Source organism: Vagococcus vulneris (assembly GCF_003950515.1).
In the GTDB taxonomy this organism is placed as follows: domain Bacteria; phylum Bacillota; class Bacilli; order Lactobacillales; family Vagococcaceae; genus Vagococcus; species Vagococcus vulneris.
In genome coordinates this window covers 1-26,445 of sequence record NZ_NGJS01000021.1, presented here as the reverse complement: position 1 = coordinate 26,445, position 26,445 = coordinate 1, and the positions used below count along the sequence as shown (strand labels likewise).

The window sequence follows — 26,445 nt, the reverse complement described above, 5'->3', positions numbered from 1 at the left end:
CTTTTAGGATCAGCGAGTGAATGTGGTGCATAAGGGAGACTTTTTCAGTGAGCCTTTTAGGCTCAGGCCGGCAATAGAGGCTTTCAGCCGAAGAACAAACCTCCAGTTCACACTGGAGGTTTTGATTACTTAAAAGCTAACTATGGTCTAAAAACACTGAAAATTAATAGTTAAAGCATTTTTGATAAAGATATAGTATATAGTATTTTCAAGAGACTTAGAAGATGATTGTATAACCGTTTTTGGTGTGTTAACTGAATTTTTAATTTAAGAATTGTCTAGTGGATGAAAAACTTACAATCCCATGAGTTATGATTACTAAAATAGACTGATAATGGAAAAATAAAATAGCACATGAATTGAACGGCAAACTTCGCTCAATTCATGTGCTATTTCTTTAAGCTTTCTTTTGTTCTTTCTTTTTAACTGGAACTTTCTCCATAGATAATTCAACCAATCCGTTTGCACGAATAATTGAAAGTCTTGGGTTTGAAAGTGTTGTATGAAGTAGACTCGATACGACATGATCAATCTCATAGTCTTTAATATCTCGAGATTTATTTACAATAACAATCTCGATGTGTTTTTCCGCTTCACTGTGAACAACTAGTGTTTTACCAAATGAGTAAACACGTACATAGTTTGCATCTGTATTGCCTAATTGCTTTTCTACTAAATTTACATAGCTGCTGGTTACGTCAACTAATTTCATTTTCGTCCCCTCCTGCATACAATTTATTTTAACAACTTAATTATAGCATAAGTTGTTCAGATAAGGTCAAAAAATGTCTATATCTTGGTGATAAAAAAACACGTTTTGTCTATTTTCGTTTATTTGTTTTTTTGAAAGATACTTACACTTAATGGAGGCAGGATTCCGGGTATCCGTATTTCTTCGGGTAAATCATTGGAAAGAAATAAATCATAATTCAGTAAGTACTCATTATTTATTTTCTTTTGTATTTCATTACCATTCAGCATAATAAGGAAACTGTTATTTGTATCTTTTAATTCATATATAATAATATTATCTGATGCTTGGTAAATAACAGATTGTTCTCGAATGCTATCATAATCTGATAATCGTAGCAGATTTGTTTGTTTCCGGAAAGCAATCATTTTTTTCATGAATTCTACGGTTTCGTTGTAATCTTTTACACGTGACCAATTAAATTGATTGATATGATCAGGCGATTTAAAACTGTCTTCAATGCCGTTTTTCGTCCTCAAAAACTCCTGCCCCGCATGGATAAAAGCTATGCCTTGAGAGAGTAAAGGGATACTGCTACCGAGAGTGTGTCTTTTGATATGTGTATCTCTAGTATCATTTGGATTTGTTATCGCTAATTTATCAAACAGCGTTAGGTTGTCATGAGCTTCGACATATTGAACAATTTGTTCAGGCGAATGGTATAGTTGCATAGACGGACAACCTAGTATATTATCAAGCAAACTTTTTTCTAAATGACTTTGCCCGTTAATAAATCCCGGAATAGCAGCTTCAAAAACATGACCTTTAACGTTATCCCTTAGTGCATCATTAAAATGAGCAATGTTAGGCATTTTTTTAGCATTTAATTGAGTTGCTTTTAATTCATCCGCGAGTGGAGTAGGTAAATCCCAACCTTCGCCTAATACGATTATTGATGGATCGATATTATCAAGCGCTTGACGAACGGCGTTCATTGTTTCAATATCTAGAATTCCCATTAAATCAAAACGAAAACCATCGAGATGGAAGTTTTCGGCCCAATAAATAATACTATCCACGATATATTTTCGTACCATCAGTTTCTCGGAAGCAACGTCATTAGCGACACCTGTTCCGTTTGCCAATGTTCCGTCCTGGTTAAACCTAAAGAAATAATCTGGAACAGTTAATTGAAAAGGATTACTAGCGACATCATAGACATGATTATATACAACGTCCATGATAACGCGGATGCCGTTTTCATGAAGCTGATCAATCATTTGCTTTAATTCTTGAATCCGAGTTTTAGGATTAAAGGGATCTGTACTGTAAGAACCTTCCGGAACATTATAATTTTCTGGATCGTAACCCCAATTATATTGAGGTGTATCAAGTGTTGCTTCATCAACTGTTTCGTAATCATAGATTGGTAACAACTGAAGATGTGTGATACCTAGGTCTTTAATGTAGTCTAATCCTGTCGACTGCCCAGTTGGAGAGGTTGTTCCTTTTTCAACAACGCCCAAAAATTTTCCCTTTTCTGTAATACCACTATCATTTGCGATAGATAAGTCCCGAATGTGCAATTCATAAATGATAGCATCTGTATTTTTTGTAAATGGCTTCATTCGTGTGAAATTTTCTGGTGTACAAGATTGATGATCTAAGACGACAGAACGTTTGCCGTTGACAACAGCTGCAAATGCGTATGGATCTGGTGATATTTGGACTGGTCTATCATTAAAATTTAACTCAAATGCATAAACTAGACCGTCGCAATTTTTATTTAATGACAGCGTGTGCGTGCCATCGATTTCCTTAATCATGGGTATCACTTCTGAAACTGCGGCGGATTCTGCAGCGGACTCATATACGACTAATGAGACTTTTGAAGCAGTCGGAGCCCATATGTTAAATTGTGTTTTATCAATCTGAAACCGTGCACCTAATTGTTTAGTTGTTACAGGTAAGTCTTTTGTATGTTTTGTCATGTTTATTTTATCCCTCTTGTTAAATTATGAAGTACTAAGTTATTTATATCAGAAGGAAGATAACGCTTCAATTTGTTAGCGGTAACAAAATTTATAAAAAAAGCTATCCGCTGAACAAAGCGGATAGCATTAATTTAAATCTTTGATTAGAGACTCTTATCGTTCGTTGTTGGCTTTACTTCAACAGCAGTAGGTTCTTGAATAGTAATTTTGCCGTCATCTAGGATAGCCTCTAATTTTTTTGTTTTAGGATGATCCAAGTAATAGTCGGCGATACCGTCTTCAATCTGTTCCTGAATAACTCTGCGTAATGGTCTTGCCCCCATCTTAGGATCATAGCCTAATTCGACAAGTTTCAATTTAACCGCATCTGTCACTTGTATATGAATATCTTGCTCAGCTAGCAATTGATTCATCTCATTAATCATTAATGAGACAATAATCGTTAAATTATCCTTACTTAACGGTTTAAATTCAATTATGCCGTCAAATCGGTTTAAGAATTCAGGTTTAAAGAAATCAGACAACTGATTTAAGACAGATTGTGTAGTTCCTTCTTTAATTGCTCCAAAGCCGACATTAGCTTCTGCACCGCCAGAACCAGCATTACTTGTCATTATAATCAAGGTATCTTTAAAACTGATTGTCCGACCTTGTGCATCAGTTAATCTACCGTCATCTAGGATTTGTAGGAACATATGCAAAACATCTGGATGAGCTTTCTCGATTTCATCTAACAGTATTAAACTGTATGGATGGCGTCGAACTTGCTCTGTCAATTGTCCAGACTCATTGTAACCAACATAACCAGGAGGGGAACCGATTAATTTTGATACACTATGTTTTTCCATGTATTCACTCATGTCAAAACGAATCATGTGGTCAACAGAACCAAAAAGTTCGTGACTTAATTGCTTCGCTAATTCGGTTTTTCCGACTCCGGTTGGTCCAATAAAGAGGAAGGAGCCGATTGGTCGATTCTTATTGCTGAAACCAACACGATTTCGCCGCACAGCTTTAGCTACCTGATCAACAGCGTCATCTTGTCCTATTACTTTATTCTTCAAATCAGTATCAAGATTTTTAAGTTGTGTATGTTCTTTTTCTTTAAGGTCGCCGACTGGAATATCGGTCATTTCTTCAACTAATTTTTCCATATCTTTTGTCGTTACTACTGGTATATCTTCAGAAGCGACTTGCTTTTCTTTTAAACCCTTCCACTTCTTGATTTGATCGCGGTAATATGCAGCTTTTTCAAAATCTTCATCCTTTGATGCTAGATTTTTTTCGTGTTCTGCTTCTTTTAATTTTGTCTCAATTTCTTTCGGATCGATAAATTGAATTGTTAAGTTCTTTTTTGAACCCGTTTCATCAAGTAAGTCGATTGCCTTGTCAGGCAGATGTCTTTCAGGTAAAAAACGCACTGACAGTTTAACTGCTGTTTCAATAGCTTCGTCAGTATATTCAACATGATGAAAATCTTCGTAACGACTTTGGATTCCTTTAAGTATTTTGATAGTCTCTTCTTCGGAAGGTTCATCTACTCTTACAGGTTGTAAGCGTCTTTCTAATGCAGCATCCTTCTCGATAATGCGGTATTCATTTAGCGTTGTCGCACCAACCATTTGTAATTCTGCACGAGCTAATGCTGGTTTCAAGATGTTGCCGGCATCCATATTTCCATCACCGCTGTTTCCAGCGCCCACTAATTCATGAACCTCATCAATAAAGAGAATAATTGATTTGTCACGCTTTACCTCTTCAATCAATTGATTCATCCGTTCTTCAAATTGTCCGCGTATACCTGTTCCTTGGACTAAAGAAACAACATCCAATTGAATGACTTGCTTATTTCTCAGTTTTTGAGGAACATCACTTTCTGCAATTTTTAAGGCAAGTCCCTCAACAACTGCAGTTTTACCTACGCCTGGTTCACCAATTAGTACTGGGTTATTTTTAGTACGTCTGTTTAAAATCTCAATGACACGGGTAATTTCGTCATCACGTCCAATGACAGGATCAATCTTGCCTTCTTTAGCTTGTGCAGTTAGATTAACGCCGAACTCCTGCAAGATTGAACCGTTTCCGGATTGGTTAGGTGGAAAAGTCGGTCCCATACCATCATTTTGTGCCGGAGGTGTCTCGGATTGTTGCATTCCTTGTTGTTCTGCTAATTTTTTAAATAATTCATTTAATGAGTTAAACCCGAATGGGTCGTTAGGTTGTCTGTTTTGCATGGATTGTTCATACTCCTTAATATGTCGATAGCAAGATTGGCAAATATCAAATTGTTGACGCCGACCTTGAAAATCCATCTGTAAATGGATTGTGGCTTCGTTTTTATGGCAATTTTGACAGTACATATATCCACTCTCCTTATATAAAACTAAAGTCAAAAAAATCTTATTGCTGACCAATTTTGACCTTAAAGCAAGTATAACATTTTTTGATTTACTATCAAGAAATATGCTCTTTAGATATAAATAAATGAAGTTTTCTGTAATAATAAATTGGATTATTTGTGTTATGCTTTGTGTAGTGAGGAGGGGTGTTTATTGCGCAATTTTTCAAAGGAGCTCACTGAACTTATCGAAGGAAATCGGAAAGAAATTCAAGTGAGTAAAGAAGAATTTTTAAATTTTCGAGATATTTGGTCAAAATTGCCTGAAAAGGATAAAATTGTTGGTGAAGCACAACATAATGGACACATTATTTATCGATTTTTTTCAGATAATTAAGAGATATTTAAAGTAACAGCTTCTTTCTAAAATTATCTGAAAAAAAGTTGTAAGAAACAGTAAAACATGGTATTCTTTATCATTGAAAGGGTTATATTTATAGTTACCTGATTTGGCTTTTATAAATTATAATCTATCAAAATACATTAGTTTTAAAGGAGAAAGATCACTATGGAAAAAAAAGATTTTCACGTAATTGCAGACACAGGAATTCACGCACGTCCAGCTACATTATTAGTTCAAACAGCTAGCAAATTTAGCTCAGACATTAACTTAGAATACAAAGGTAAATCTGTAAACTTAAAATCAATCATGGGTGTTATGTCTTTAGGTGTTGGCCAAGGTGCTGATGTTACAATCACTGCTGAAGGTGCTGACGAAGCTGATGCTGTTGCAGCAATCGCTGAAACAATGAAAAAAGAAGGTTTATCTGAATAATGACTAAACAATTAAAAGGTATTGCCGTAAGTGATGGTATCGCAGTTGCTAAAGCATATCTTTTAGTGGAGCCGGATTTATCATTTGAAAAAGTCACTGTAAGTGATGCTGATCATGAAGTGGCTCGTCTATCAGATGCTTTAAAGCAATCAACTAAAGAATTACAAGCAATTAGAGATAAGGCTGTTAAAAGTTTGGGTGAGGAAGAAGCTCAAGTTTTTGATGCACATTTAATGGTTCTTTCAGACCCTGAGTTAATTGGATCAATTGAAAGCAACATTAAAGATAATAAAGTTAACGCGGAATCTGCACTTAAAGATGTTGCAGATATGTTTGTCGGTATGTTTGAAGCTATGGAAGATAATCCTTACATGCAAGAACGTGCAGCAGATATTCGTGACGTTACAAAACGTGTGATGAGTCATTTAGTCGGTGTGAAATTAGCTGATTTATCAATGATTGATGAAGAAGTTATTGTTATTGCAGATGACTTAACACCTAGTGATACAGCTCAATTAGATCGTAACTTCGTTAAAGCTTTTGTTACAAATATTGGTGGACGTACATCGCATTCAGCTATCATGGCTCGTTCTCTTGAAATTCCAGCTGTTGTTGGGACACAAGAAATCACTGCTAATGTAAAAGAAGGCGATATGATTGCTGTTGATGGAATCGAAGGTATTGTTTTAGTAAATCCTACTTCTGAAGAAGTGTCAGCATTTGAGAAAAAAGCAAAGGATTTTTCTGACTTAAAAGCTGAGTGGGATAAATTGAAAGATGCGCAAACGGTTACAGAAGACGGTAAACACTTTGAATTAGCTGCTAATATCGGTACTCCAAAAGATTTAGAAGGTGTTAAGAGTCATGGCGGTGAGGCAGTGGGTCTTTACCGTACTGAGTTCTTATACATGGATTCACCAGACTTCCCTAGTGAAGATGATCAATTTGAAGCATATAAAGCTGTCTTAGAAGGAATGGACGGTAAGCCTGTTGTTGTTCGTACGATGGATATCGGTGGGGACAAAGAGCTGCCTTACTTAAAATTCCCAGAAGAGATGAATCCATTCTTAGGGTATCGTGCAATTCGTATCTGTTTATCTGAAGACGATATGTTCCGTACACAATTACGTGCGTTGCTTAGAGCTTCTACTTTCGGAAACTTACGAATTATGTTCCCAATGATTGCGACTCTTCAAGAATTTAGAGAAGCTAAAACTATGCTGTTGGAAGAAAAGGCAAAATTAGTATCTGAAGGTACTAAAGTAGCTGAAGATATTCAAGTCGGTATCATGATAGAAATTCCGGCAGCAGCAGTTATTGCTGATCGTTTTGCTAAAGAAGTTGATTTCTTTAGTATCGGAACAAATGATTTGATTCAATACACTATGGCAGCGGATCGTATGAACGAACGAGTGTCATACTTATATCAACCTTACAATCCAGCGATTTTACGTTTAGTTAAAAACGTAATTGATTCAGCTCATGCTGAAGGTAAGTGGGCTGGTATGTGTGGCGAAATGGCTGGTGACCAAACAGCCGTTCCTTTGTTAGTCGGATTAGGCTTAGACGAATTTTCAATGAGTGCGACAAGTATTTTACGAACTCGCAGCTTAATGAAACGTTTAGATTCAGCTAAAATGGCTGAGTTGGCAAATAAAGCAATTACTGAATGCGATACAGCAGATGATGTTGTTGCACTGGTAAATGAGTACACAAAACAATAAATTAAAAGGATTGAATCTACTGATTCAATCCCTTTTTTATTTATAATAGCGAGTTATTTATTTTTTTCAGAGACAAATTCATTATTATAGAAATGGCTATTTTTAGATAATTCGTCATTCACTTTTTTTAACCCATCTCGTTCTATTAATGTTTTCTGGTTGCTGCTTAAATCAGTACCCAATCCTAGTCTATTTCCTTCAATTTTGACACCCATGGCAGAAAGAACGGTTGGATACATATCAAATGGTGCAAAATCTCGTTCTTTTATTTGGATGTTTCTGTTATTAAAATCTCCATTTAAAATTAAATTTGTTGTTGTTCGATGATAGTTTTTGTCCCAGCCCTTAAAGAAGTTCTTATCCATGCTTAGGTGGTCACCTGTTAAGACAACTGTTGTGTTTTCGTAGAAAGATTGGTCCATTATCCAACGAACTAATTTTACAGCTTCTTTTTGTGAATGTGCAATAACATTGGCATACTGAGAGTCATAAGGTGTCGGTGTTCCTTCTTCTATATAACCATCAGGAAAATGTGTATCTGCGTTTTCCATGGTGAAATTAAATGGCTTCCCTTCTTTGTCTAGCCGAGTCATTTCTTCTTTAGCAAATTCATATAATTTTTTATCTTCAAATCCCCACCAAACATTATAGTTTTGGGGGATTTTTCCGATCTCTCTGGCATATTTAACATCGTATATATGGAAGTCTTTATGGTTTGTAAAAAATGACGTTAAACCACCAAAATCTGCGTCTGCACCGAACATAATTGTTTGGTTATAGCCCTCAGCATTTAAAATATCACCGATTGCTTGTGCGCCAGGCAGGAAATAGCCAGATTTTCCATAAGAGTTTCCATCCATCGGGACTTTAAGTGGTAGCCCTGTACTCATATTCACCATAGATGCCACAGACCAGCTTGAACCATATGTTTGATAAGGACCGCCAAATTCTTTGTTTTCGGAGAAACTGATTCCCTCTTGAGATAATTTCATTAAATCAGGCATGAGATTATCTGTCATGTAACCGCCATTTTCTTTATCATAAAAAGAATTTTCATAAGATTCTAAATAAATATGAACCAGATTTCGTTTCTTTTCAGGAAAAGATAGAATTTTGTGATTGGGTCTAACATAATTATCTTTGATGTATGGTGAATCACTGTAATAAGCCTGATAAACTTCTGTCAGCTGCAGTCGTTGGATAGTATAATATATACCTCCGCCAAATATGAATAAACTACAGATTAAAAAAATTACTTGTTTAACAGAAGTTTTGAGGAGTACGCGCCCGTTAATGACTACTTGATAGGGACTGAAAAGAAAAAATAAAAGTAACACATAAATACCGGTTAACAACAAGATGGGTCCATTAAAAATAGAAACGTAAAAATCAGAAGACGTGCCTTTGATAGGTGAATTAAAATTAAAAATAAATTGTTCTGGTGTTAATTCGCCAAAATAAGAAATGAACCAATTTGTTCCGACAAATAAAAAGATGCCGCAAACGATAAGTAGAGCACTTATAAAAGTTAGGAGTATATCTCGTTTGCGAATAGTCTGTGACCGTTGAAATAGGGACGTCTTTTTCAGTAATAGCCACTTCAGCAACGTCAGCAGGCTTCCGATTGACAGTGCAACTGCGATGTACTTGAGTGACACAATCGTCACGTAGTGTTCGGCGTTTAGAATAAATTTTTTAGCTAAAACAAACCGGATAAAAACAAGAGATAAGGTGTTGACAAGCAAGAACGATTTAACGATATCAATAATCATATCTGATCGTTTTGATTGATTGAACAAATAGTGATTAAGCATACCGAATATAATGCCAATCAAAGAATAAATTAGGATTTGAATAATCATGAGAAAAACTCCTTTTATTTTATCTTAACAGGATAGCTGAATTTATGATTGTTTTCAACAATTCTAAATAAAAAATACAATTAACAATCGTTAAAAAATGGTATCGCTTTATAAAAGATTTTTTTTAAATTTTATCATTTATGTTATAATATAATAACGTGTAAAATCAAACTTTAGGTGGATACGGAGAATGCCACTATACGTTATAGTTTGAGTTATAAGGGGTGACAACGTTGTTAAAAATAAATATGTTTTCTTCTGCCGATAAGGTTAAAGGTCAAGGCGTGGGCAGTGCATATAATGAATTAATAAAGATGTTAAGGAAACGATTTATTAATGAATTCGATATTTCTATCAATAAATATAGTAAATCAGATGTTTCACATTATCATACAGTAGATTTGCCGTTTTATTTTTCAACTTTTTTTAGAAAATCTAGAGGTCGATTGGTCGGTTATGTACATTTTGTACCTGCAACATTAGAGGGGAGTCTTGCTATTTTTCCACCTTTTTTAAAGATATTTAATTGGTACCTAATTAAATTTTATAAGCGGATGGATGAGCTAGTTGTTGTCAATCCAGCTTTTATCGATGAATTAGTTAAAATCGGAATTGACCGGGGGAAAGTTACCTACATTCCAAATTTCGTTTCTTCTGAAGTATTTTACGAAGCAAAACCGATAGAAAAGCAGGAGTGGCGAAAAAGTTTAGGATTTACTGATACTGATTTTATTGTTATGGGGGCAGGTCAAATTCAAAAAAGAAAGGGACTAGATGATTTTATCAAGTTGGCAAAAAATAAACCTGAATGTCAATTCATTTGGGTCGGCGGTTTTTCATTTGGAAAGATGACAGACGGATACGATGAATATAAAGCAGTTTATCAAAATCCGCCGAAGAACTTATTGTTTACTGGGATAATCGATCGTGAAGAAATGTGTCAATATTATAATATAGTTGATGTTTTTCTGCTTCCTTCATATAATGAATTATTTCCAATGTGTATTTTAGAAGCATTTAACTGTGGGACACCTGTTATGCTGAGAGATTTAGAACTATATCATGCTATTATTAAAGATGACTATTTATCTTGTAAAGATTATGAGGACATGACAAAATGTATAGATAACTTGATGAACGATCAATCATTATTAAAGAAATACAAGAGTAAATCAAAAACGGCCGCTGATTTTTATAGTGAAGATCGTGTTTCTGAGCTTTGGTTGGATTTTTATAATCAGGCAGCCACTGAGAATTTAGCAGAAATATCAGGCCTGAACAAGTAGGAGGTAGTTTGTAAGTGAGAGTTGGTTTTTTTACTGATACGTACTTACCGCAAGTCAGCGGTGTGTCAACATCAATCAGCACCCTAAAGCGTGAATTAGAGAAGCGCGGTCACGAGGTCTATGTTTTTACAACGACTGATCCGAATGCAGCTGAAGAAGATTCAAGCATTATCAGACTGCCTAGTATACCATTTGTTTCATTTAAGGAACGGCGGATAATGATACGTGGAATGGCTTATGCTTATTCGACGAGTAAAAAATTAAACTTGGATATTATTCACACGCATACAGAATTTGGTGTCGGTATTTTAGGAAAGATGACCGCTAAAAAAATGGGGATTCCTTGCCTACACACGTATCACACAATGTATGAAGATTATTTGCACTATATCGCTCATGGAAAACTTATCAGACCGAGTCATGTTAAGCGATTGAGTCGTTTATTTACACAGCATATGTCTGGGGTAATATGTCCAAGTCAACGAGTTGTTGATAAAATGGAAGAATACGAAGTGCTGCTGCCAAAACGAATTATCCCAACCGGTATTGATATTGCTAAATTTAGTCCAGTTTCACAGAATGAAAAGGATGAGTTGTTAAGAAAGTATCAATTAGATAAAGACAATTTGATTCTTTTATCTGTCAGCCGAATTTCATATGAAAAAAATATTCAAGCTATTTTACGAGGAATGCCAAAAATTATTAATAAATATCCAAACGTAAAATTATTAATTGTTGGTGATGGTCCTTACCGAGAATCCTTAGAGAAAATTATCAAAGAACTTTCTATAGAAAGATATGTCATATTTACTGGAGAAATTAGAAATAATCAAATCGCTGTTTATTATCAAATCGCGTCATTATTAGTTAGTGCCTCTGATTCTGAAACACAAGGATTAACTTATACAGAGGCAATGGCTGCTAAATTACAGGTTGTAGCTAAAGGAAATCAGTATTTAAATGAACTTTTTGATAAAAAGACGCTTGGTACAACGTATCTAGAAGATACAGATTTTGCTGAGGCAGTGATTGATTATGTTCAAAGTGATATCAAGATCAGGGATACGGATTGGGAGAACAGATTATATGATATTTCGAGTGTCTCCTTTGGTGAACGAGTTGAAAGCTTTTACGAGTCAACAATTGATTATTACTATACTTATGGTAATGAAGATGCAGACATCTCTGAGGACCGACTTTTAACACTAAAATTTTTAAAAAATCGATTTTAATAGGAGGTAGAAATGAATAAAAAAAATAAAATCTATTTATTCATTGCCTTCTTATTAAGTGCCGCTGTCATAATAAAAGAAGTCAGAAAAGTATCTTTTCAAGTATTAGTTCAAGAATTCAACCAAATAAACTTAATTTTTTTAGGGGCTGCATTGTTATGTATGCTGATTCATTGGGGAATTGAAGCCGAGATAATCAAACTCTTTTTAAAACGAACAAATCCGAGTTTTTCATTTGTTAAATCATATCGTATACCTTTAATTGAACATCTTTTTAATGCGATTACACCATTCTCAACTGGCGGTCAGCCAGCGCAGATTGTAGCGTTAAGCAAATCTGGTGTTGACTCTGGTGTTGCTGCTTCAGTCAGTTTGATGAAATTTGTTGTTTATCAAATATGGATTGTTATAAACTTTATTTTATGTATTTTATTCGGCTTTAAATGGCTCTCAACTAATTTGCGTGAAATGACTTTTTTGGTTATTTTAAGTTTTATTATTCACTTTGTTATCGTCCTCGCCCTTTTAATGGTGATGTATTGGTATAAATTTACGAATAAATTAGTCAGTTTATTCTTCAATTGGCTGATTAGAATAAAAAAAGGTCCTGCAACGGAAGCATTACGGCGACGAACTGTAGAAAAGATGGCTAATTTTTACGAAGAAAGCCGCTATTTAAAAAGTCGACCAAGTCTAATGATTAAAGCAAGTCTATTAACTGTTTTTCAGTTAGTTGCTTATTATATTGTACCGTATTTTATTTTATTAGCAGTTGGTGTGAATGATGTCAGTCCTATTCAAGTAGTTGTCTTTCACGCGTTTATCATTATGGTAATTTCTCTTTTTCCTATACCTGGAGGAACTGGAGGGGCAGAATATAGTTTTACAGTATTGTTTGGTTCGTATATAGCTGCGAACAGTAAGTTAGTTTTAGCAATTCTTTTATGGCGTATTGTGACTTATTATATTGGGATTTTATTAGGACTTGGGTCGCTTTTAATAAGTCCAAAAAACTATTGATAAGCTTTCCTTTTTGGTAAGCTTATTTTTTTTGGTATAATAGAGTCAAAAATATGAGGTGATTTGAATGAAAAAAATTGGATTTATTGGTACTGGTGTCATGGGTGCGGCAATTGTTAAACATCTTTTAAACGCTGAATATTCAGTTAATGTGTATAATCGGACTAAGTCAAAAACGAATCAATTAGTTGAATTAGGAGCCGTTTGGAAAGATTCGCCCAAAGAAGTTGCTGAAACAAGCGATATTATTTTTACAATGGTTGGCTATCCTAAAGATGTCGAGACAATTTATTTTGGAAAAAATGGAATCTTTGAAGCAGATGTGACAAACTCAATCATGGTGGATTTAACGACCAGTACACCTTCCTTAGCGGAAGAGTTGTATAAAAAGGCAAAATCAGTTGGTGCAGATAGTTTAGATGCACCTGTATCGGGCGGTGATCTCGGTGCACAAAATGGAACATTAACTATCATGGTCGGTGGGGATAATCATGTTTATGAGAAAGTATTGCCATTGTTTAATATCTTTGGAAGCAAAGTCATTTGTCAAGGTTCAGCAGGATGCGGTCAGCATACTAAAATGGCAAACCAAATTATGATTGCAGGTACAATGACAGGAATGACTGAACTACTTGTCTATGCAAAAGCAGCTGGTTTAAATTTAGATAAGGTTCTTGATACTGTCGGTGGTGGAAGTGCGGCAAATTGGTCATTAACTAACTATGCGCCACGTGTATTGAAAAAAGATTACTCTGCAGGTTTCTTTGTTAAACATTTTGTCAAAGATTTAAAAATAGCATTAGATGAATCGAAGAAAATGGACGTCCCATTACCAGCAACTGAAAAAGCATATGAGCTGTACAAAAAACTTGAAAATGAAGGTCATGGTGATGATGGTACACAGTCATTAATTAAACTATGGTGGGAAGATTAAAAAAATAAATAAATTTGAAAAAAATCTTAGTTTTTCATGCAAGTTGATTAGGTTTCTGTTACAATAAAACAGAACTAAAATGAAGGAGGCTAGCTCTATGAAAAATTCCCAACTAGCAGCAATCCTTAAGCGATTGAGTGCCATGATAGAGTCTGAAGATAGTGAAGTTCAAGTTCGACGTTTTGAACGGGAAGGACAAGAGCGTTGCATCGTTACTTTTGATAGTAATAATGAGATGTTTGAATTAACAGAATCTGCAACGCAGCAAGCATATCAATTTGATGATATTGATTTAGTTGCATTAGAAATTTTTGAATTGTTACAAGCTTAATAAAATTATTAGTCTGGGAAAAGGAAAAACTCTTCTCCAGACTTTTTTTGAGGAGTCTAAAGTAAAATGCAAGAAATGCCTAACCTATATCAAAGGTATTATCAATTAGCAGAAAATGCCAGAATTCAGTCAAACTATCAAGATGCGTTGTTTAATTTTGAAAAGGCCTATGAATTAAAACAGACTAAAGAGGTTGTTGCCCATTTAGTTGCCTTATACTACGAACAAGAGGATTACAATGAAAGTTTATCATTGATTCAGACGCATCGATCGTGGTTCTTGTCTGATGCAGACTTATTTATGCTTTATGCGAAAAACTTAGCCGCTTTAAATAATTATTTGATGATTGCATTGGCTTTTCAAGAACTTACGCAACCAATAAAAAATAAATGTGACGATCAAATACACCAAATGCTCAAAATATATGAACTGATGAACAGTTATAAATTAAATCAAGATGTGTCTAAGATTCTCTTGATTGCAGATCAATCGGTGAAAAATCAGTTGGCTTATAGCAATATCGCTAAGAGAATATTACCAGATATGTTTACTGATGTATGCCAAACAGTTTTAAAGGATTCACGTCTATTTGAGCCAATTCGCACTGAATGGCTGAGTTTTTTAGTCCAATTAGATGTCGCTAAAGAGATTGAATTTGTTGATGTGTATGGTGATTTGCAGACAATTATTCCTAAAAATAATGAAACTTTTGCTGTTTTTTCGCAAAGATGTTTGTCTAAGTATGATCTTCTTTGTACAGAGTATCAGATTGAAGCAAGTTTGTCGGGTAATTTGCGACAGCATTTATTGGTTCAACTTGGTTATCTTTATCCACAAATTAGTGAGCATAAGTGGGATATAAAAACATTAATTGTGGCAAATTTCATCCAATATGATTTATTGGATGAATCTACGATAAATTTAAATAAGACAAATTTACAAGCTGTTAATAAAATATTGTCTGATATCGATAAAAAAATGATGCGTACACTAGAAAAGTAGCAGTAATCACTATTTAAAATGTTTACATTTAGTCAGAATTAGTGTAGTATTGTGGGGTGTGCAAGAGTTTTTCGCTTGTAAAAACAGATAATTCGGAGGTATTTTTAATGTCTGCAAAATGGGAAAAAAAAGGAACTAATGATGGTGTCCTTACAATTGAAATCGAAAAAGATAAAGTTGAATCAGGTTTAAAAGCTGCATTTAACAAAGTTAAGAAAAATATCAGTGTACCTGGTTTCCGTAAGGGAAAAGTATCACGTCAAGTATTTAATAAAATGTATGGCGAAGAAGCACTTTATGAAGATGCATTAAATGAAGTACTGCCTGAAGTGTATTCATTAGCAATTGAAGAAGCTGGTATTGATCCTGTTTCTCAACCAAAAATTGATGTTGTCAGCATGGAAAAAGATGCTAACTGGGTAGTAACTGCAGAAGTAACAGTTAAACCTGAAGTTAAATTAGGTGAATATAAGAACCTAACAGTTCCTGTACAAGATCGTACTGTAACAGATGAAGAAGTAGAAGAAAATTTAAAAACAAAACAAGAAAGTCAAGCTGAATTGGTACTAAAAGAAGATGCAGCAGCTGAAGGCGATACAGTTGTCATTGATTTTGAAGGATTCCAAGACGGTGAAGCTTTTGAAGGCGGAAAAGGTGAGAACTATTCATTAGAATTAGGTTCAAACACATTTATTCCAGGATTTGAAGAACAATTAATCGGTGTTAAAGCTGGTGATGATACAGAAGTAACGGTAACATTCCCAGAAGAATACCAAGCGGAAGATTTAGCTGGTAAAGAAGCAGTCTTTAAAGTTAAAGTTCATGAAGTGAAAGTAAAAGAATTACCTGAACTAGATGATGAGTTTGCTAAAGATGTTGATGAAGAAGTTGAGACTTTAGCGGAATTACGCGAAAAAGTTAAAGCTGATTTAATTGCTTCTAAGGAATCTGCTGCAAAAGAAGCTGTTGAAGAAGCAGCTATCAGTCAAGCAGTTGAAAATGCTGAAATCATCGAATTACCTCACGTAATGATTCATGATGAGGTTCATCGTGGTATGAATGATTTCTTAGGAAATATGCAACGTCAAGGAATATCACCTGAATTATATTATCAAATGACTGGTACTACTGAAGAAGATTTACATAAACAATTCGAAGGTGAAGCTGAAACTCGTGTAAAAACGAATTTAGTTATTGAAGCCATTGTTGCGGCTGAAAATTATGAAGTGACAGATGAAGATATTGAAAGTGAAGTTAAAGATTTAGCTTCACAATATGGTATGGAAGAGTCTGCAGTACGTGGAGCATTAAATAATGATATGCTTGGACATGATATTAAAATGAAACGTGCTGTAGATTTAATTACAAAAACTGCAAAAGAAGCTTAATTAAATTTATTTAATTGTTAATATAAAAGGTGGAGATTGTTGAATCTTCACCTTTTATTTCATTTTTAATGCAATAAATTATTGGATATGGTACTATAAATTAGGTAGTAAACAGCTCTTTTTTGCTGTTTAATGTAAAGACTTATTATAGTCTTTTTTAAATAGGAGGTAATGTCCATGTATGACAATACTGGAGAAAAAACAGATGTCCGTTGTTCATTTTGCGGAAAATCTCAAGACGAAGTGAAGAAACTTGTCGCTGGTCCCGGAGTCTATATTTGTAATGAATGTATTGACTTGTGTAAAGAAATTATTGACGAGGAACTTCAAGAAGAAATTTCATCTGATTTAATTAATATTTTAAAACCAAAAGAAATTTTAGAGATATTAAATGATTATGTGATTGGACAAGATCGTGCTAAGCGAGTCTTAGCAGTGGCAGTTTATAATCACTATAAACGTGTTCAACAAATTACTGAAGAAGCTGCATCAACTGAAAAACAGGATGATGTCGAGTTGCAAAAAAGCAATATTTGTTTGATTGGTCCCACTGGATCAGGTAAAACATTCTTAGCACAAACGCTAGCTCGTATTTTAAATGTTCCTTTTGCAATTGCAGACGCAACTAGTTTGACTGAAGCAGGTTACGTCGGAGAAGATGTTGAAAATATTCTGTTAAAATTATTACAATCAGCAGATTTTAATGTAGAAAAAGCAGAACACGGAATTATTTATGTTGATGAGATTGATAAAATTGCTCGCAAGAGTGAGAACGTCTCTATCACTCGTGATGTATCAGGTGAAGGTGTTCAACAAGCTTTACTTAAAATTTTAGAAGGGACTGTTGCAAGTGTTCCACCTCAAGGAGGTCGCAAACACCCACAACAAGAATTGATTCAGATTGATACGACAAATGTTCTATTTATTGTCGGAGGTGCTTTTGATGGTATAGAGACAATTGTCAAAGAACGTCTGGGCGAAAAAGTCATTGGTTTTGGGTCTAGTAATAAGAGTAGACAGCAAGAAGACAGGAGTATTATGTCACAGATTATTCCTGAAGATCTATTGAAATTTGGTTTAATTCCAGAATTTATTGGCCGTTTACCAGTTATGGCATCTTTAGAAAAATTGACGGAAGATGATCTGGTTAATATTTTGACAGAACCTAAAAATGCTTTAGTAAAACAATATAAGAAATTAATGTCATTAGACGATGTTGAACTTGAATTCACACCTGGAGCACTAAATGAGATTGCTAGACAAGCAATTGAACGCAACACGGGGGCTCGTGGACTTCGTTCAATTATTGAAAATATCATGATGGATGTTATGTATGAAATACCAACTAGAGAAGATGTTGATAAAGTGACTATCACTAAAGAAGCAGTTGATGGAACAGCAGAACCAGAGTTATCAATGAAAAAAGAAAAATCAAAATAAAAAAATAAATCAGTAAAATTTAGATAATTATACTAAATTTTACTGATCTTTTTATTGTCATTTTTAGGATGTATCGATGTGATTATTTGTTATAATGGTTCAATTGCATGTTCTGAGGCGGCAACTAAAGTTGCCGATGTCATAGAACTGCTGACATTTGTCATTGTTCTTGCCATATCGACAAAAGCGTCGATACCTGCAAAAATTCCTACAATCTCAACGGGAAGTCCCATTGTGATGAATAAAGCTGTTGCTATTAAGATACCACCTCCAGGAACACCAGCTGTCCCTAGTGATACTAGAGGAGTTAAGCAAACAAGCATAATGGCCTGAGCTATGGTGACAGTTCCTGTGGTTGAATTTAATGCGAAAACCCCAAGAAGAACCGGCCAGATGCCTGCACAGCCAGCCATACCGACGCTGGTCCCTATTGAACCGACAAAGTTCGCGATGTTTTCAGAAACGCCTACTCTTTGAGTCAAGCATTCAATGTATAGAGGTAAAGTTCCAGAACTACTTCGAGAAGTAAAGGCCATAATCTGTGCCGGCATAATTGCTTTAAAATATTTGATAGGATTCATTTTTCCAACAACTGAAATTAAAATGCTTCCTGTAACAAAAGTATGGAAAAAACAACTAATAAAAGTTAAAGCAATCACCAATAACAGAGGTTTTAGCATTGACGAATCACTTGTAGCTAACGAGTCTGCCATTAGTGGGATGATAGCGTATGGTAATAATTTAATAATGACTTTAACTAACTGATAAATAATAATATGACAAGCATCAATGAAATCTATAAACGATTTGACATTTCGACCATCACCACGTACGACAACGACGGCAATACCGACAATAATAGAAAAGAATACAATTGGAATGACATTTCCTTCGGCCATTGATTGGAATAGGTTGCCTGAGAATAAGTCGGTTATTACTTGTGTTACATGCGGAACATTTTTTGGTTCATAATTAGCAATTTGAGTTAAATGACTTCCTTTACCAAGATTAGTTCCTAAAGCTAATATTAAACCAACAATTGCAGCAAGAATAGTTTGAAATAGCAGCCAAAAGAACGATTTCAAACCAATTGATTTTAAAGAAGCTAATGATTCCATACGGTAGATACTTCTTATTAAAGAGACCATTAATAATGGAATAACCATCATTGAAATTACTTTTACATAGATAGTACCGAGTACGGCAACGTAAGTTGTTTCCCCTTTAAAGATAAAACCGAGAATAATACCTAAAACTAGTGCCACAATAGTAAGAAAACTAAAACTTTTGTTTAATTTGTGACGTAATAAATAAATAATAACAAAACAAATGACTGTTGCAATAAGTGCAGCAAAATTCATTTAAACAACTTCCTTTCCTTTATGTGATAGAGTGAAAAACATACGAATCATTTTGAATAAATAAGAGTTATATCAAGATGAAAAGAATATTTAAAACTCTATTTTTAATATTATATATTTTTTTATGTTATTTCAATATTATATGTGAAAAAAATAACTATGATTAGGGTAATTTAACCAAATTATTAGGTAGCGTTGTTTACAAATAATTTACCTTATTTTAACGAAATACAGCTTTTTTGAATGATTTTTAATTCATCCTATCAACTTTACTTAAATTTTACATGAAATTGAGTTTAGAATTTACAAACCATTGTTACACTCTGTGTGTAATCAAAAAACAAAGGAGCTATTACAATCATGAAAAAAATTCTATTATCTTTGTCTACAGTTGGACTTTTAGTAGGTCTAGCAGCATGTGGGGGGAATAGTACCACAAAAGATAGTACATTATCTGCTGGTAAAGACGGTTCAAATGAAAAAATCGAAATTACTGCAGTCGGTTCAACAGCATTACAGCCGCTAGTTGAAAAAGTGGCTGAAATCTATATGACAGATAACCCTAATGCATCAATCACTGTCCAAGGCGGCGGCAGCGGAACGGGATTAACACAAGTATCAAGTGGTGCTGTTGATATTGGTAATTCGGATGTATTTGCAGAAGAAAAAGATGGCATCGATGCTTCTAAGATTAAAGATCACCGTGTTGCAGTCGTGGGTGTAGCTCCAGTTATTAATAAAGATGCCGGTGTTAAATCTGTTACTTCAGCTCAATTAAAAGATATTTTTACGGGTAAAGTCACTAATTGGAAAGATGTTGGCGGTAAAGATCAAAAAATCGAACTGATTAATCGTGCGGCCGGCAGCGGAACTCGTGCAACCTTTGAACAGTGGGCTTTAGAAGGCGCTGAACCCGCTAAAGGTCAAGAACAAGATTCATCTGGAACTGTTAGAAAGATTGTATCGGAAACACCAGGGGCAATCAGTTATTTAGCATTTTCTTACATTGACGACTCTATTCAAGGATTAGCGATTGATAAAGTTGAACCAAAAGATGAAAATGTGCAAGACAATTCATGGAAAATCTGGGCTTACGAACACATGTATACGCAGAAAGATGCAAAAAAAGGTGCTTTAGACTTTGTTAATTATGTTAAAAGTGATGATGTTCAAAAAAATGTTGTTAAGGAATTAGGTTATATCCCAATTAATGGTATGGAAGTTGAGCGTTCAGTTGATGGTGAAATCAAAAAATAAGATTGATTGAAATTTCTTAGAATTGTTTGTACTTATGTTATAATAGAACAAACAATTGTCGGAAAGGATGCTTAACTTATTATGAAGCGAATGTTAGTTGTTGATGATGAGCCGAGTATCACAACACTCTTAAAATATAATTTAGAAAAAGAAAATTTTGAAGTGGATGTAGCTTCGAACGGTTTAGAAGCAGTTACAGCTGCATTAACTAATATATATGACTTTATCATTCTAGATTTAATGTTGCCAAAACTAAATGGTTTTGATGTAACCAAAAAACTACGTGAAGCAAAAATTAATACACCAATTATCATGTTAACGGCAAAAGATGAGACAGTTGATAAGATTATCGGTTTAGAAGTTGGTGCAGATGACTATCTGACTAAGCCTTTTAGTCCGCGAGAATTAATCGCACGAATTAGAGCTGTTGAACGTCGCTTTGAAAATATGTCAGAGCAAGAAAAATCAGAAACATTAAAAGGTAGTCAGACAATTGAAATTGGCGAATTGGTGGCTTATCCTAATGACTATCGTATTTTAAAAGATGGTGAAGAGCTGCTTTTTACGAAGAAAGAATTTGAATTACTCATATATTTTATGAAGCGTGAAAATCGAATCATCGGTCGAGACGAATTAATGCAATCGATTTGGAAAGATGATATGTATCATTTGTCGCGTACAGTAGACATTCATGTCAGTCATTTGCGAGAAAAAATAGAAGAGAATCCTAAAAATCCAAAATATATCGTAACCGTGCGCGGTTTTGGCTATAAATTTCAGGAGCCGACAACATGAGTGATAAAAAAATTTTTAAACAATTTAAACCTGGATGGGTCGTCTTTTTTATTGCAAGCTTATTTATTGTAGGTGGTATTTATACCACCTCTTTTTTTAAATCCGAGGTTCTAAATCAGCAGTTAGAAAAATTGGAAGCAGAAATTGATGTGCTGACACCTTTTCTTAAAGAGATTCCTGAAACATTAAAAGATAGTGATCAGTTGGATAAAAGTATACAGGGTAATGAACGCTTGACGATTTTAGATAGAAACGGAATGATTCTTTATGATTCTTCACACCTGTCTTCTGCTAAAGGAACGCGTGAAACTAGACCAGAAGTAAAAGGTATTGTAACAGATGAAAAAAAATTAGACTATTCTATTCGACAAAGCAATACTGTTGGTGAAAAATATCTTTATGTGGCGAAAGGCATTTATGAAGAGGGAAGATTAATAGGGATTGCACGACTATCAGAAAAATATACCGGCATTTCTGAACATCTAAAGAATTTTCAGAGAAACTTATACCTTGTTTTCTTTTTAATCGGAATTGCTGTTTTGGGACTTTACTTTTATATTGTGAAACAAACAAAGAAGCCATTACAATTTATTTTACCTATTTTAAAAAATGCTATTCGGAATCCTCAAAAAAAACAAGATGTCGTGAGTGTGCCGGAAGAGTGGGAAGAATTTTATGAAACGGTGTATGAATTAATGGATGAAACGACAATGCTATACTACAAACAGTTAGAAAATGAAACAAAATTAAAGTTTATTTTTGAACATGTTACGATTGGTTTATTTATATTGAATAGTGAGCTTGAATTAACGTTAGCTAATAGCGTTACTGAACAGCTGTTTCGAAAAAAAATTTCAAATGAAAAATCAACCACATGGTTCGATAATTTTCAAATGAATGATTTAATTCAGCAAATACAAAAAACAAGGCAGCCTGTTCAGGGTGAAGTAAAATTGACAGGTTATAAAACGCATTATTTGAAAGTGGCTGTGCAGCTGCTTGAAACAGACACAGATGAGGATGAATATGTCGGTATTATTTATGATATGACAGATATCCGCCAAATTGAGCAGCTTCATGAGGATTTCATCAGTAATATTTCACACGAATTAAAGACGCCGACAACTTCAATTATGGGCTTTGCGGAGACACTGTTAAGCGGTGCGAAAGATGACCCGCAAGCTTCCACAGAATTTTTGACGATTATTGAATCTGAAAGTCAACGATTGTTAGGGTTAATTCAAAATATTATGATGCTATTGAAAACGGAGAAAGATATTTATTTGATGGACGCTGTTTTTATCAGTCCAAAACAGGTGATTGAAGAAGAGCTTGATCGTTACCGACATAAGTTAAAGAATAAAAAAATAGATGTTACATTTGATAGTGTCATGACAAAAGAGTTTCGTTTGCCGGGCAATGCGTTTCAATTAATTGTTAAGAATCTTTTAGAAAATGCGATTGAGTACTCAAACTCAAAAGGCAAAATATTTATTTATTTGGTTGAGCATAAAGATAAATTCATTTTTACTGTAGAAGATACAGGGGTTGGTATCAGCGAAGAAGATCGCCTACGTATTTTTGAAAGATTTTACAGAGTCAGTCAGTCAAGACAGCGTAATACGGGTGGTTCTGGGTTAGGCTTATCAATTGTTGAGCATTACACATCTATTTTGGGTGGAACAGTTAAATTAACTAGTGAACTGGGCGAGGGAACAACAGTTATTGTAAAAATTCCAATCGCAGATAAGGAATGATCATATAGTATGTTCATTTCTTATTTTTTTTGTTATGATAGAGAAGATTTTAAGAGAAGGAAGTGAGTAATGTGAAAGTACATAATGCAGAAATCGTTATTAGTGCGGTTCAACCAGAACAATATCCTAATACACCGCTGCCTGAAATAGCATTAGCTGGTCGCTCTAATGTTGGTAAATCGTCATTCATTAATACACTTATTGATCGCAAAGGTTTGGCTAGAACGTCAAGCAAGCCAGGTAAGACTCAGACATTAAATTTTTATCTGATTGAAAATGAATTGCATTTTGTTGACGTACCAGGATACGGCTATGCAAAAGTATCTAAAGTTGAACGTGCAAAATGGGGACAAATGATAGAAACTTATTTAACACAAAGAGAGCAGTTAAAAGCAGTTGTGTCACTAATTGATATGCGTCATGACCCGTCTGTTGATGATATACAAATGTACGAATTTTTAAAATATTATGATATTCCAGTGATTGTCGTAGCAACGAAAGCAGATAAAATTCCAAGAGGTAAATGGAATAAGCATGAATCAGCAATTAAAAAGAAACTGAACTTTGATCCTTCTGATGATTTCATTATTTTTTCTTCTGAGACAAAAATGGGCAAAGAGCTAGCTTGGCAGGCTATCGAAAAATATATCTAAAAAAATAAACCAATGAGTTATTTCTCATTTGGTTTATTTTTTTCTTGAGCCGTATTGACGTTGAAAGAGTGTGTTTGTTTATCGTCTTTTTTGTCTGTTTTAGACGATTTTTCTTTTTCATTTTTTTCTGTACTAGGATCAACAGCAAAAGATTCAAACAATTTTTCTAAACTGTCTGATTTACGATAAGTTAAGCCCATGTTAATCACTCCTTTAATAGTTGAGTCTATGTTTATTATAGCAAAAGTTTGAATTAAAGCTATGTTTTTTGTATATAATTATTTGGATTTTTTTTATATGAGTCTAGTTTAGTAGGATTTCCAAGAACCCAATCAGCAAGTGTTTTACCGATAATCGGACCAGTCGTTAAGCCGGATGAACCAAGCCCTGAAGCAACCATTAGATTTGGTAAAAGGTCAACTTCTCCGAAAAAAGGTAGAAAATCAGAAGTATAAGCACGTGTCCCAATGCGAATTGAAGCGATCGGTTCATTCTTAATTTTTTCAGCCCATAAACCAGCAGTTTGTTTCATGTGTTCTAATAATTTGAAATCTGGTGTTAAGTCATAACCCATATCGTTTTCATGGGTAGCGCCTATAATAATTTGCTGGTCGCTAAAGGGAATCAAATCAATTTCACCAACAGGCATAGCAACAGGGGCTTCAATGAAGCTTTTTTCTTGCGACAAAGATAATTCGATTAGTTGCCCTTTTTGCGGACGGATATCAACATCAAATCCAAGAGGTGACAGTAACTCAGGAAGCCAGGCACCAGCACAAAGGATAACATGGTCAAAGATATATTTTCGCTTTTTTGTCAAGAGTATCCATTGTCCTTGATGATTAAGTTTAATAACTGTGATACGTTCTTTTTTTACATCAGGCAAGGTGTTTTGCAAGTGCTTCGTTAGTGCAGCACCATCAACTTTTGCTCCACCAGAAACAAATAATCCAGGTTGATTGGACGAGATAAGTGGTAATTTTTCTTTTATTTCAGCTGCTGTCAACTGAGTAATTGTCCCGATTTCCGGTGCTTCTAGCGCTCTTTTCTCAGCAATTTTAGTTAATTTGTCAAGTAATTTATGATCCTTTTTGTATAGAATCGTTCCGGTTTTTCGATAGATTTCATTGTTTTGAGGCAGATTTAAATCGAGCATTAATTGTGTATAGAAAGCGGCACCGCTTTTTGCTAAAAAATACCAATCCTTGTTGCGACGTTGCGAAAGCCAAGGTGAGATAATACCTGCCGCAGCTTTTGTCGCTTGTCCGATCCCCTCATCAAAAAGAACAACATGTTGTTGGTGACGATTTAAATAAAAAGCAGCCGTAGAACCAACGATTCCACCGCCGATAACTGCTATTTTTGGAGCTGTTTCTGCTGTCATTTATAATCTCCTTCGTAAGGTTCGACATGGACATCGATATCAAAAATACCAAATTTTTGCTGCAATTGTTTTTCCATCTCATCAACAATATCATGACTCTTTCGAACAGTTAATTCAGGATCCATACGAACGGTAATATCAAGAAAAATATTAGCACCTAACAATCGTCCTCGTAAAACGGGCACTTCTTTGATTGTCGGTATTTTTAAGATTTCCTCTTTATATTGTTTCAACAAATCTAAATCGAAGCCGTCTGATAAATAAAAAGAACTTTCCTTGAAAATATCGTAGGCTGTCTTTAAAATAATAATACCGATGACAATTGCTGTAATTTGATCTAGAATAGGTAACTTAAATGTTGCTGCAAAAACGGCAACAGCTGTTCCAATACTAGTAAGCGCATCGCTGAAGTTATCTTTTGCCATTGCTACCAGTGAACTGCTCGTGTATTTTTTCCCTAATCTAGTGTTATAAATGTAAACACCGAACATAACCACCGCCGAGAAGAGACCAACTGCAGCTGCTATCGGCTCAGGTGATTCTAGTTCATGGTGTACTAAATTTTTAAAGGCTTTTGATAATACTTCAAAACCAGCTACGACCATAATAAATGATGTAACTAAACTAGCAACATTTTCGGCTTTCCAATGACCATAGCGATGCTCATTATCTGCTGGTTTTCGTGAAAGTTTTAGACCGATTAAGACAGTAATGGAAGCAATCGTGTCCGTAAAATTATTGACTCCATCGGCTGAAAGAGCCTGAGAATTAGCATATGATCCGATAGTAATTTTTAGTAAAGCTAAAAAAATATAAGCAGTGAGACTGATAATAGCCCCTTTTTCTGCTTGTTTCAATTGATCGCTGCGATTTACCACAAAATACCATCCCCCTTTGTCCATGTTTTCAAGTATATCAAATTAGATGCTATTTAGAAAAGAGTATAAAAAAGTTTTAAGTTATCCTAAAATTTTTTTATAAAAATAGCTATTATTCAATGTTCATATATAGATTTGAGCTTTTATTTTTATGATTTTCATTTGTCAAATTAAGCTAGACAAAATATCATTATCAACATAACTCAAAAACACTTCCAATGGCGTTTTATAGTTTAATGATTTCCTAGGAATATTATTTCTCTTTGATGCGATAGATTGGATA

23 protein-coding genes and 1 pseudogene are annotated in these 26,445 nt (G+C 34.5%); 15 read left to right on the top strand and 9 right to left on the bottom strand.

Annotated features, from left to right (window positions below; genetic code table 11):
- Positions 1-397: 397 nt before the first annotated feature.
- The 3 genes from CBF37_RS10535 to CBF37_RS10525 all read right to left on the bottom strand — a co-directional run bounded on the left by CBF37_RS10535 (position 398) and on the right by CBF37_RS10525 (position 5,045).
- Positions 398-712, bottom strand: coding sequence for a DUF1827 family protein (locus tag CBF37_RS10535; protein ID WP_125984722.1), 315 nt, complete (start codon positions 710-712; stop codon positions 398-400).
- Between the two features lie 119 nt (positions 713-831).
- Positions 832-2,682 (bottom strand): type I pullulanase, encoded by a 1,851-nt coding sequence (gene pulA / locus CBF37_RS10530; protein ID WP_125984721.1) that lies wholly within the window; start codon positions 2,680-2,682, stop codon positions 832-834.
- 146 nt (positions 2,683-2,828) lie between these two features.
- Positions 2,829-5,045 (bottom strand): ATP-dependent Clp protease ATP-binding subunit, encoded by a 2,217-nt coding sequence (locus CBF37_RS10525; protein ID WP_125984720.1) that lies wholly within the window; start codon positions 5,043-5,045, stop codon positions 2,829-2,831.
- 192 nt (positions 5,046-5,237) lie between these two features.
- Here CBF37_RS10525 and CBF37_RS10520 point away from each other — a divergent pair, with 192 nt between their 5' ends.
- From CBF37_RS10520 to ptsP, 3 genes are all read left to right on the top strand, one after another.
- Positions 5,238-5,420: a hypothetical protein gene (locus CBF37_RS10520; protein WP_125984719.1), complete on the top strand. Its 183-nt coding sequence runs from the start codon at positions 5,238-5,240 to the stop codon at positions 5,418-5,420.
- 171 nt (positions 5,421-5,591) lie between these two features.
- Entirely contained in the window at positions 5,592-5,858 is a 267-nt protein-coding gene (locus CBF37_RS10515) for a phosphocarrier protein HPr (RefSeq protein WP_125984718.1), read from the top strand.
- The gene (ptsP, locus tag CBF37_RS10510; protein ID WP_125984717.1) at positions 5,858-7,582 is read left to right on the top strand and encodes a phosphoenolpyruvate--protein phosphotransferase; all 1,725 of its coding nucleotides are present in this window, start codon (positions 5,858-5,860) and stop codon (positions 7,580-7,582) included. The genes CBF37_RS10515 and ptsP overlap by 1 nt, the downstream gene beginning before the upstream one ends.
- Before the next feature lie 53 nt (positions 7,583-7,635).
- Here the strand turns inward: ptsP and CBF37_RS10505 are convergent, their stop codons facing one another.
- On the bottom strand, positions 7,636-9,444 hold the full coding sequence (locus CBF37_RS10505; protein WP_125984716.1) for an LTA synthase family protein: 1,809 nt from the start codon (positions 9,442-9,444) through the stop codon (positions 7,636-7,638).
- Between the two features lie 233 nt (positions 9,445-9,677).
- Between CBF37_RS10505 and CBF37_RS10500 the strand changes: the two genes are divergently transcribed.
- The 8 genes from CBF37_RS10500 to clpX all read left to right on the top strand — a co-directional run bounded on the left by CBF37_RS10500 (position 9,678) and on the right by clpX (position 18,077).
- A complete protein-coding gene (locus CBF37_RS10500) occupies positions 9,678-10,730 on the top strand; it encodes a glycosyltransferase family 4 protein (RefSeq protein ID WP_125984715.1) in 1,053 nt (350 codons plus the stop codon).
- Between the two features lie 14 nt (positions 10,731-10,744).
- Positions 10,745-11,962 (top strand): glycosyltransferase family 4 protein, encoded by a 1,218-nt coding sequence (locus CBF37_RS10495; protein WP_125984714.1) that lies wholly within the window; start codon positions 10,745-10,747, stop codon positions 11,960-11,962.
- A 12-nt stretch (positions 11,963-11,974) separates the two neighbouring features.
- Positions 11,975-12,982, top strand: a complete 1,008-nt coding sequence (locus CBF37_RS10490; RefSeq protein WP_125984713.1) for a lysylphosphatidylglycerol synthase transmembrane domain-containing protein — start codon at positions 11,975-11,977, stop codon at positions 12,980-12,982.
- A 67-nt stretch (positions 12,983-13,049) separates the two neighbouring features.
- Positions 13,050-13,916 carry an NAD(P)-dependent oxidoreductase gene (locus CBF37_RS10485; RefSeq protein ID WP_125984712.1) on the top strand — a complete coding sequence of 289 codons (867 nt, stop codon included), beginning with the start codon at positions 13,050-13,052 and terminating at the stop codon, positions 13,914-13,916.
- A 97-nt stretch (positions 13,917-14,013) separates the two neighbouring features.
- Positions 14,014-14,247: a YkuJ family protein gene (locus tag CBF37_RS10480; RefSeq protein WP_125984711.1), complete on the top strand. Its 234-nt coding sequence runs from the start codon at positions 14,014-14,016 to the stop codon at positions 14,245-14,247.
- A gap of 66 nt (positions 14,248-14,313) precedes the next feature.
- Entirely contained in the window at positions 14,314-15,249 is a 936-nt protein-coding gene (locus tag CBF37_RS10475) for a tetratricopeptide repeat protein (protein ID WP_125984710.1), read from the top strand.
- A 107-nt stretch (positions 15,250-15,356) separates the two neighbouring features.
- Positions 15,357-16,637: a trigger factor gene (gene tig, locus CBF37_RS10470; RefSeq protein WP_125984709.1), complete on the top strand. Its 1,281-nt coding sequence runs from the start codon at positions 15,357-15,359 to the stop codon at positions 16,635-16,637.
- 177 nt (positions 16,638-16,814) lie between these two features.
- On the top strand, positions 16,815-18,077 hold the full coding sequence (gene clpX, locus CBF37_RS10465) for an ATP-dependent Clp protease ATP-binding subunit ClpX (RefSeq protein WP_125984708.1): 1,263 nt from the start codon (positions 16,815-16,817) through the stop codon (positions 18,075-18,077).
- 89 nt (positions 18,078-18,166) lie between these two features.
- On the opposite strand, the gene CBF37_RS10460 is transcribed toward clpX, so the two are convergent.
- Positions 18,167-19,438 carry a dicarboxylate/amino acid:cation symporter gene (locus CBF37_RS10460; RefSeq protein ID WP_125984707.1) on the bottom strand — a complete coding sequence of 424 codons (1,272 nt, stop codon included), beginning with the start codon at positions 19,436-19,438 and terminating at the stop codon, positions 18,167-18,169.
- A gap of 360 nt (positions 19,439-19,798) precedes the next feature.
- On the opposite strand from CBF37_RS10460, the gene CBF37_RS10455 reads away from it, so the two are divergent.
- The 4 genes from CBF37_RS10455 (at position 19,799) to yihA (ending at position 23,900) form a co-directional block, all read left to right on the top strand.
- Positions 19,799-20,695, top strand: coding sequence for a phosphate ABC transporter substrate-binding protein PstS family protein (locus CBF37_RS10455; protein WP_125984706.1), 897 nt, complete (start codon positions 19,799-19,801; stop codon positions 20,693-20,695).
- 81 nt (positions 20,696-20,776) lie between these two features.
- Positions 20,777-21,490, top strand: coding sequence for a response regulator transcription factor (locus CBF37_RS10450; protein WP_125984705.1), 714 nt, complete (start codon positions 20,777-20,779; stop codon positions 21,488-21,490).
- Positions 21,487-23,247 carry an ATP-binding protein gene (locus tag CBF37_RS10445; RefSeq protein ID WP_125984704.1) on the top strand — a complete coding sequence of 587 codons (1,761 nt, stop codon included), beginning with the start codon at positions 21,487-21,489 and terminating at the stop codon, positions 23,245-23,247. The genes CBF37_RS10450 and CBF37_RS10445 overlap by 4 nt, the downstream gene beginning before the upstream one ends.
- Positions 23,248-23,318: 71 nt before the next feature.
- Positions 23,319-23,900 carry a ribosome biogenesis GTP-binding protein YihA/YsxC gene (gene yihA, locus CBF37_RS10440; RefSeq protein ID WP_125984703.1) on the top strand — a complete coding sequence of 194 codons (582 nt, stop codon included), beginning with the start codon at positions 23,319-23,321 and terminating at the stop codon, positions 23,898-23,900.
- A gap of 17 nt (positions 23,901-23,917) precedes the next feature.
- Here the strand turns inward: yihA and CBF37_RS10435 are convergent, their stop codons facing one another.
- From CBF37_RS10435 to CBF37_RS11990, 4 genes and pseudogenes are all read right to left on the bottom strand, one after another.
- On the bottom strand, positions 23,918-24,100 hold the full coding sequence (locus CBF37_RS10435; protein ID WP_125984702.1) for an SPJ_0845 family protein: 183 nt from the start codon (positions 24,098-24,100) through the stop codon (positions 23,918-23,920).
- Between the two features lie 59 nt (positions 24,101-24,159).
- On the bottom strand, positions 24,160-25,284 hold the full coding sequence (locus CBF37_RS10430; protein WP_125984701.1) for an NAD(P)/FAD-dependent oxidoreductase: 1,125 nt from the start codon (positions 25,282-25,284) through the stop codon (positions 24,160-24,162).
- Positions 25,281-26,162, bottom strand: coding sequence for a cation diffusion facilitator family transporter (locus CBF37_RS10425; protein WP_240626707.1), 882 nt, complete (start codon positions 26,160-26,162; stop codon positions 25,281-25,283). Before CBF37_RS10425 ends, CBF37_RS10430 begins: the two co-directional genes overlap by 4 nt.
- A gap of 165 nt (positions 26,163-26,327) precedes the next feature.
- Positions 26,328-26,445, bottom strand: a pseudogene (locus tag CBF37_RS11990) (IS30 family transposase); the annotation flags it as partial.